Genomic DNA, 8,261 nt, shown 5'->3' with positions numbered 1-8,261 from the left:
ACCACTTTTTTATAACCCTGATAATAATAATGATAACCAGCAAGAACTCTAAATTTCCCCAGTAAATATGGACTTGTAAAATCTACATAGGCTTTGTTGTCCATCGATTTAAATGACGTAAGATCATTTGTTTCTGTAGAGAAGTAGTCTCCGAAATATTCGGTACTAGTAGGTTTTAAAAAATTAAATTGTTTGGTCTCATAATTAAAAATATGCCCAAGTTTTACATTAGACATCTTTTTAGGGATGGTATCCTTGGTGGTAAACAGTTTAAAATTATGGTCAATGAAATATCTTTTTCCAGTCAATACACTTTCGGCATCTTCCATGTTTACATCCAAACGCCCACGGTCACTGTATTCAGAATTATTCGATTCAAAATCTTCTTTTCTTTCGTCTACAATTCCACCATTTTCTTGGTTTAGTGTTCTTTGGTTGGTGTTATGAAAACGAATTCTATACCGATCATTTTTTGTCTTATAAGAAACAGTTCCTGTAAAGTTTTTAAAACTACTCAAAGAATTTCTGTAAGCACCTAAAGAGCGCAATCCTACATACCCTAAAGAAACGTTTAAATTTTCTGTTAGATTGATGGCGATTTTGGAATCTAAAACTTGTCCTTGTTCAATCCCATTTCTGTACATGATTTCAGTAGTGGGAGTAGGAACTTGATAGTAAACTACATCTTCAACCTGTTTGTACCCAATATTTCTTGGTGTCTGTCCCATACTTGGAACAATTTCTTGGTTGTTAAAATCATTAGTCAATTCAGTAAAAACTTGTCCTTGATTTTGAAAAGCATGTGTGCCAAACATGTCTTTTCTCATGAAGTTCATTTTGTATTGACTAGCGATACTCAAGGTAGTGTCCAAAACAACCGTGTCTTTGGCATGGTTGATAATTTTATACAACAAATAATCTGCTTTACCAGATTCAGGATCCACCTTTGCTCCCTCATCCTCCTCGTTTTTACGAGCAGCTAAAGGACGCGCTTTTTTTTCGGTGAAATCATTTAAATTATAGATTTCAGGTTCTTTAATACTGTCTTTTTCCTGTGCATAAAAGCAAATTGAAAAAAATAATGAAAGTACAGTAAGTAAAAACTTTTTCATAGGTTTTGTAGGTGGTATTACCTGAAAAATAAATCTAAATATATAAAAAATGTTAGAGGCAAAGGTAATTTATTTATTCAGAAAGTGTAGCTTTTATAAGTTTGAAAATTCTTCTTTTTTTTGATCAAAAACATGGGGTATATGCTTGGATGCTAAATGCGATGTCTTATTTTTACCATCGATTAATTTTTAGAACTATGGCGTTAAAATTAAAGCATACAAATTTTAAGTTAGAAGCAGGAACCGATGAGGCGGGTCGTGGTTGTTTGGCTGGACCTGTGGTTGCAGCTGCTGTTATCTTACCTACAGATTTTAGCCATCCCTTATTAAATGATTCCAAAAAATTAACAGAAAAACAGCGTCAAGTATTACGACCTATAATAGAGGAGAAGGCTGTGTGTTTTGGTGTTGGTGTGGTGCACGAAAAGGAAATAGATAAAATAAACATATTGCAAGCTTCTATTTTAGCGATGCATAAATCCATAGATGCCTTAGATAAAACTCCAGAATTTATCTCAGTGGATGGGAATAAATTCAATGCCTATAAAAAGGTGCCTCATGAAACCATTATAAAAGGAGATGGTACATATTTAAATATTTCTGCAGCATCGGTATTGGCAAAAACTTACAGAGATGATTTTATGGAAAAATTAGATGCTGAATTTCCGGTTTACAACTGGAAAAAAAATAAAGGCTACCCTACAAAAGAACACAGAAAAGGAATTGCAACAAATGGAAGTTGTAAATACCATAGAAAAACGTTTCGTTTATTGCCTAAGGTGGAATCCTAGTAAAAATGGGGGTTTTACTTATTAAAAAAAGTAAAAAATGAAGAATATGTTGTGTTATTTGAGACATATGTATTCCTCTTAAAAGCAAAATCTATTTATTTTTGTAACATGTTTAATTTTTTTTGATAACTAATGTTGATTTTAGTATCAATTAGCTGAATACAATTTGGAGAGGTTGTTGAAAGCACAAACAAGATGCCCAATTTATTTTGGGCATTTTTTGTTTTACGCATTTTGTGCTTTCTAAGAATTTAATAGCAATGCATTCAATGCGATAATTTCTTGAGCTTCTTTTACATCATGCACTCTTAAAATTTGACTTCCTTTTTGCAAGGCAATTGTATTGGCATAGGTAGTAGCATTTAACGCTTCTTTTGCTGAAATGTCTAATGGTTTGTATAGCATAGATTTTCTTGAGATACCGGTGAGTATTGGACATTCCAATGCATGAAATAAATCTAAGTTTCTCAATAGTTCATAATTATGGGAAACGGTTTTTCCAAAACCAAAGCCCAAATCAATGATAATATCATTTAGTCCCATTTTTTTTAGTTCGCTCGTTTTCTTTGAAAAGTCTAAAATAAGATCCTCGCTAATATTATTGTATTGCGGGTTGTCCTGCATGTTTTGAGGGGTACCTTGCATATGCATTATGATATACGGTACTTGTAGCTCCACCGCAGTTGCAAACATATCGGGGTCAGCGTTTCCACCAGAAATATCATTGATAATTGCAGCGCCAGCTTCTATACATTCTTTAGCAACCTTGCTTCTAAAAGTATCAACAGACAATAAAATTTCAGGAAAATGTGCTACTAAAATTTTTATGATTGGAATGATTCTATTGAGTTCCTCTTCTTCAGAAATATGGGTAGCCCCAGGACGAGAAGAATAAGCTCCTACATCAATAAAAGTAGCACCTTCTGAAAGCATTTTTTCCACCTGTTCCAAAATACTTTTTTCATCGCTGTATTTTCCACCGTCAAAAAAAGAATCTGGAGTGATGTTTAGGATTCCCATTATTTTAGGAGAATCTAAGTCTATGAGTTTGCCTTTACAATTGATTGTCGCCATAATTTATTTTTGAAAACCATCTTTGAAAGCTTGTTGATGAAACTGTTAGAACTTTAAAAATGATTTATGAGGGATTTCTCCTAAAATTTTATAATTTCGTTTGCGATAAATAACGCTAGAAATTCCGTGAATTTTATGGGGGAAATTTACAATATTATTTTCAATCTTTCTTATGCAAAACACATCTAAACAATACGATGCTATCATCGCAACCTGTAGTACTTTATTCGAAAATAAAATGACTGATTACGGAAGCGCATGGCGAATTTTACGTCTATCATCTTTAACAGATCAAATTTTTATCAAAGCACAAAGAATTCGTCAGTTACAAGAAAATGAGGTTAGAAAAGTAGATGAAGGGGAGGTGTCTGAATTTATTGGGATTATCAATTATTCTATCATGGCTTTGATTCAGTTGGAAAAAGGGATTGCACAGCAGCCAGACTTGGAAACACCAGAAGCTGTGGCTTTGTACAAGAAGCATATTGATATTACCAAAAGTTTGATGGAGAATAAAAACCATGATTATGGGGAGGCTTGGAGAGATATGCGCGTAAGTTCTCTAACGGATTTGATTTTACAAAAATTATTGCGTGTAAAGCAAATTGAGGACAATAAAGGAAAAACTATTGTGTCAGAAGGGTTGGATGCCAACTATCAAGATATGATCAATTATGCCATTTTTGCAATGATTCATTTAGGGCAGGCAAAATAAACTTCAAACTAAAAAAATGAAAGGAATTCTAATTTTTATTGCAAGGATCTTAGTGTCCTTTACATTTTTATATTCAGGTTTTGTAAAATTGGTAGATCCTCTAGGATCGTCTTATAAATTTGAAGAATATTTTGGAGCCGACGTGCTCAACCTTGAGTTTTTAATTCCATTTGCATTGCCATTTTCAATTTTATTGATTTTGGTTGAAATTATGTTGGGTCTTACTTTGCTTTTGGGATACAAACCAAAAATTACGGTGTGGAGTTTGTTAGCAATCAATACCCTGTTTTTGTTTTTAACTTGGTATTCTGCTTATTATAATAAAGTAACCGATTGTGGATGTTTTGGTGACGCTTTGAAATTAAGTCCTTGGGATACTTTTTACAAAAATGTTATTCTCCTTGTGTTGATGTTGCCGCTGCTTTTAAACACAAGTACGATCAGTTCTGTGTTTAGTGATAAAATCATGCGCAATATTTCTATCGCGAGTTTAGGGATATTTATTTACATCACTTATTTTGTTTTGGCGCATCTACCAATTATCGATTTTAGAGCGTATGCTATCGGTAAAAATATTGAAGAAGGAATGGAGTATCAGGACGGTAGTGACGAATTACCTCCGGTACATGATTTTTTCCTTGAGTCTGATACGGATGACTTAACAGATCAAATATTAAACTCAGAAAAAGCGATGTTGATTGTTAGTTATGAGATAGAACAAGGAAATGCACAAGGTTTTGAAGAGATACGAGAAATGGCTACGAAGGCTATAGAGAAAGGGTATATGGTATATGGAGTGTCGGCATCTTCCTCTGAGGGGATACAAGAAGTTATGCATCGTCATGAATTGCCTTTTGAGTTCTTGTTTTGTGACGGAACTACACTTAAAACCATTATAAGAGCCAATCCTGGTGTGGTAACTTTAGAGAAAGGAACTGTGGTTGGAAAATGGAATTGGCGTGATGCGGCTTCTGTTTTTGAATAGAGAAACGAAAAAAGAGTTTATAAAAAAAGCGATACCGTTGGGTATCGCTTTTTTGTTATCAACTAATTAAATTATTTTACAATAACTTTTACTTTCATGGTGTTTGAGTGACCTGGGAAGGTACATACCAACCAGTATTGACCGGGATGTTTTGGTACTTCAAAAAATATTTTCTCAGAAGATTCTGGACCAACAATTCCTGTATGGTATAATACATTAGGAGAGTTCGGTACATAATTATATTTAGGAGCATCTAATCCTAGAGCCAAGGCAGCTTCACCTAAAGTATTTGGTACATGTGCACCCGGTTTTGCGAATACCACATTGTGTAACATGTCGTCACTATTGATGAAATTCAGCTCAATTTTAGCATTTCTCGCTAAGGTAATTTCTTTGATGTCGAATTTCATTCCCGGTTTAGTACCGATGGTGATTTTTCTATCCGGTCCATCTGTCCAAGTAAACGGCATTTCAATGGTTCTTTTCTTTTGTTTGATTTCGTTGCTTTTCTTTGGCATTTCAGGCATCGCAGGTGAATTCAAAACACCACCAGGCACTTCGTTTAGAGTGTAATAGGCAGCATTGTGCAATAATTTTTCTCCAGAACTAGCTTTTACACCTTGTGCTTTTAATTGGTGAATGTATCCCAAGCGCATTCCATGTACCATTAGTTTCACTGTTTTTCCATCTTCAGAGACAGAGGCTTTATGAATCATTGCGTTTTGGTTGTCTTCAATCGGACTTCCATAGGTTCTATGATATCTGTAGGTAAAACTTTTCATGTCGTAATTCGCAACGTCCTCTGCGAATTTTTTGTTCACCGGTTTTGTGAACTCTAGTAAAAACCCATCATTTAAAGCTTTCATTGTTTTGATTTCAAAAGGCGTTTTACCGGTCCATTCCAATCGTTGTAATCCATAAGGTTTTCTACCTCTTGAAGCCCAACCTCTGCTTGTCATTCCAACAAACATATTGTTTTCATTACCCCATATCATACGTAATACACCAGATGAAAATCCTTCTCTAAAAGGGAAAGCGGCTCCTTGGTATACACCATTTACCTTTTCCATATAAACACGCATAATTTTAGAATGTCCTTGATCACCTACAAACAATTGGTTTTCAAAAGGTCCAAAGTTGACTCCTTTTTTATGGTACAACATATCCGATGTTGAAATTCCTAAAACGGTATGAGGGAACCAGATAGCCGGTGCTTTCAATTCAGGAACTTTTTTAGAGTATTCAAAAAGTGTCATTCCTGAAAATTCTTCAATATCTTCGATTTTTAATTTCAATGGAGATTTCGGATCATCGGTCCATTTCAAACCAGATACATGTCCTGCAAAATCACCAGATTCTAAATGTGTCAATCTACCAGAACCTACCCAGTCTCCTTGGTTTTCTGTGAAAAATAAATCGTCGTTTTCATTGATTCCAAAACCAGCAGGAGATCTTAGTCCAGTTGCAATTGGCGTCATTTCTCCTTCTGGAGTGATTTGTAACATCCATCCTCTCCATTTTGTCAAGGCAACACCACCCACACCATTAACCCATGATAGGTTCAAGGTTACAATTAGGTCTCCATTAGATTTGATTTTTGGTCCGTAAGAATATTCGTGGTAGTTTCCAGACAAAGGCCAAGAAAAAATACTTTTAAAAACATCAGCTTTTCCGTCATTGTTTTTATCTTCTAAACGAGTCAATTCTCCTCTTTGTGAAAGATAAAAACCATTGTTTGTATAGGCCAATCCTAAGGCTTCGTGTAAACCATTTGCATAAAGACTATATGATGCTTTTTTAGACAAGGGGTTGTCAATCAACCATACTTCTCCTTTTCTTGTAGATACTCCAAGTTTATTGTCATCCGTCATTGCCAATCCACCAACTTCCAGAATGATGTCTTTTGGGATTGGAACATCAATAATTTTATAAAATTCAGATTCCTTTATATCTGCAGCTGATTTTTTCTGAGCTATTGCCGTTATCTGTAATAAAACAAAAAGGACGCTCGCTATTTTGGTATATGCTTTCATAATTTTTCTTTTTTACCAGATGATTGTATATTCTAATGTTTGGGTACCACTTGGGATTTTTACTAGAAGCTCATCCTTGTCTTTTGATTTTCTTATGAAAGGCTTCAAATTGGAACCAGAAGGAAATTCTACATAGTAACTGGTGTTGTTTATGATGTAGCCTCCCGTTTTTAATTGTTTGATAGAAGTTCCCTCATTTATTTTATGGTATAATTCATTTGGTCCCTCTATTTTTATTTTCCTTGTAATCCCTCTTGTAGAATTACTTGGGGTCATTTCATTTGTCAGTTGAGTAGCTCCCATTTGATGGGTATAAACAGGTCTCCCTTGAGCGTTTAAAGCATAACTTTCAAATTTGATGTCCTCAATAGAATTGTTCCATTCGTCATTTTCTGATTTCAGCTGAGCAAACTCTCTGTAACCATACATCGGTACGGCAAAAGAACCTGTTCTACCAAATTGCTCTGTTCCTCTAGAGCTCCACATCTGAGTAGCATCAAAAAATAAATCTCCACTCCATACAGATAAAAGAGAAGCATGGTCTAAGTCAAATGAATAATGTATGCCTTCTGGAGTTCCTGCAGAAATACAGTGCATTCTTTTTTCACCGTTGTGGTGCATGAAACTACGTTGTGTATTTGGATGTTCTGAAGCATGAACGGTATGTTTAGGGTTTCTTCTTAAAGTTTTTTTTCCGGTTGCTAAATTAGGGTCTATAGATTGTAATTTAAGATGTGGTCCTTCAATGTTCAATATAACAGTACCCATCCAAGGACTTCCTTTACTTGCCATAAGCTCAAAAGGCACCGCCGTTCCTTTTTCTAAAAATATTTTTGTTGAGTTAACAGGTTTCTTGTTAATTAACAATTGAGAAACACCTCCAATTGCGGTTTTGAAATTAAACAAATACGTTCCAGTTTCTGGAATATTAAGTTCACCAGAGTAGTAGATTGTTTTTGCGTAATTTCTACTTTTAAGCATTCCCAAAGTTACTTTATCAACTTCTTCCGCTCTTATCTCTTGTACCATATTTAAATCAGGTACTTGTTTTTTGTAAATTTTATTGTACTCCTTACAGATAAGGTTGTTAAATGTTATTTTATGTGGAGTATAAGTCTTATACACTATGTTTTTAAAAGCGACTGGGCCGTGATCTCCTTGGATCATAAGAGGTGCCTTGGCTACTTCATTAGAAAAAGCGGCTGCTCTAGTCGGACCTGTTACATAAACATTTTCATGCAATAAAACCCCATTCAGCCAGACTTCATGAAAAATAGCGTTTTTTATTTTTTTTCCTTTCTCATTAAATCTAGGAGCGCTAAATTTAATTTTAATATGTTGCCAAAGACCTGGTGCTTTTGCAGCATTGATTTTTGGATTGTGACCTTCATATCCTTCATTTCCCTTTTCTTTGGTTTTATCCCAGCGTTGGTATATTCCTCCAATATCCTTGTATTTTGGATGTTCTACACCCCAACTGTCAAATAATTGAACCTCATATCTACTTTGTAGATAAATACCAGAATTAGATCCTTTGGGCATCATAACATC

At 34.7% G+C, this 8,261-nt stretch carries 7 protein-coding genes; 3 read left to right on the top strand and 4 right to left on the bottom strand.

What is annotated here, in order from left to right:
* On the bottom strand, positions 1 to 1,112 hold a 1,112-nt coding region (locus tag P8H68_RS14255), incomplete at its 3' end, for a putative porin (protein WP_366144957.1).
* A gap of 197 nt (positions 1,113 to 1,309) precedes the next feature.
* Here P8H68_RS14255 and P8H68_RS14250 point away from each other — a divergent pair.
* Positions 1,310 to 1,903 (top strand): ribonuclease HII, encoded by a 594-nt coding sequence (locus tag P8H68_RS14250; RefSeq protein WP_300326661.1) that lies wholly within the window; start codon positions 1,310 to 1,312, stop codon positions 1,901 to 1,903.
* A 243-nt stretch (positions 1,904 to 2,146) separates the two neighbouring features.
* Here the strand turns inward: P8H68_RS14250 and folP are convergent, their stop codons facing one another.
* Complete coding sequence (gene folP, locus P8H68_RS14245; RefSeq protein WP_300326658.1) at positions 2,147 to 2,977, bottom strand: dihydropteroate synthase; 831 nt, start codon at positions 2,975 to 2,977, stop codon at positions 2,147 to 2,149.
* A 172-nt stretch (positions 2,978 to 3,149) separates the two neighbouring features.
* Here folP and P8H68_RS14240 point away from each other — a divergent pair, with 172 nt between their 5' ends.
* Both P8H68_RS14240 and P8H68_RS14235 read left to right on the top strand, forming a co-directional pair.
* Positions 3,150 to 3,692: a DUF1599 domain-containing protein gene (locus P8H68_RS14240; RefSeq protein ID WP_300326656.1), complete on the top strand. Its 543-nt coding sequence runs from the start codon at positions 3,150 to 3,152 to the stop codon at positions 3,690 to 3,692.
* A gap of 16 nt (positions 3,693 to 3,708) precedes the next feature.
* Positions 3,709 to 4,677 (top strand): DoxX family protein, encoded by a 969-nt coding sequence (locus tag P8H68_RS14235; RefSeq protein ID WP_300326653.1) that lies wholly within the window; start codon positions 3,709 to 3,711, stop codon positions 4,675 to 4,677.
* A gap of 71 nt (positions 4,678 to 4,748) precedes the next feature.
* Here P8H68_RS14235 and P8H68_RS14230 read toward each other — a convergent pair whose 3' ends face one another.
* Together P8H68_RS14230 and P8H68_RS14225 are read right to left on the bottom strand one after the other, a co-directional pair.
* On the bottom strand, positions 4,749 to 6,710 hold the full coding sequence (locus P8H68_RS14230) for a plastocyanin/azurin family copper-binding protein (protein WP_300326650.1): 1,962 nt from the start codon (positions 6,708 to 6,710) through the stop codon (positions 4,749 to 4,751).
* A gap of 12 nt (positions 6,711 to 6,722) precedes the next feature.
* A partial coding sequence (locus P8H68_RS14225; RefSeq protein WP_300326648.1) for a DUF1080 domain-containing protein occupies positions 6,723 to 8,261 on the bottom strand: 1,539 nt, incomplete at its 5' end.

Source organism: Flavicella sp., from assembly GCF_029238425.1.
Lineage (GTDB): Bacteria > Bacteroidota > Bacteroidia > Flavobacteriales > Flavobacteriaceae > Flavicella.
The sequence above is the reverse complement of the archived record's forward strand: the minus strand, read 5'-3'. Positions and strand labels throughout refer to the sequence as shown.

What these genes read in the sequence shown, in the direction of transcription:
- P8H68_RS14250 (WP_300326661.1), top strand. Translation starts at nt 1,310, where the DNA reads ATGGCGTTAAAATTAAAGCATACAAATTTTAAGTTAGAAGCAGGAACC.
- P8H68_RS14230 (WP_300326650.1), bottom strand. Translation starts at nt 6,710, where the DNA reads ATGAAAGCATATACCAAAATAGCGAGCGTCCTTTTTGTTTTATTACAG.
- folP (WP_300326658.1), bottom strand. Translation starts at nt 2,977, where the DNA reads ATGGCGACAATCAATTGTAAAGGCAAACTCATAGACTTAGATTCTCCT.
- P8H68_RS14240 (WP_300326656.1), top strand. Translation starts at nt 3,150, where the DNA reads ATGCAAAACACATCTAAACAATACGATGCTATCATCGCAACCTGTAGT.
- P8H68_RS14235 (WP_300326653.1), top strand. Translation starts at nt 3,709, where the DNA reads ATGAAAGGAATTCTAATTTTTATTGCAAGGATCTTAGTGTCCTTTACA.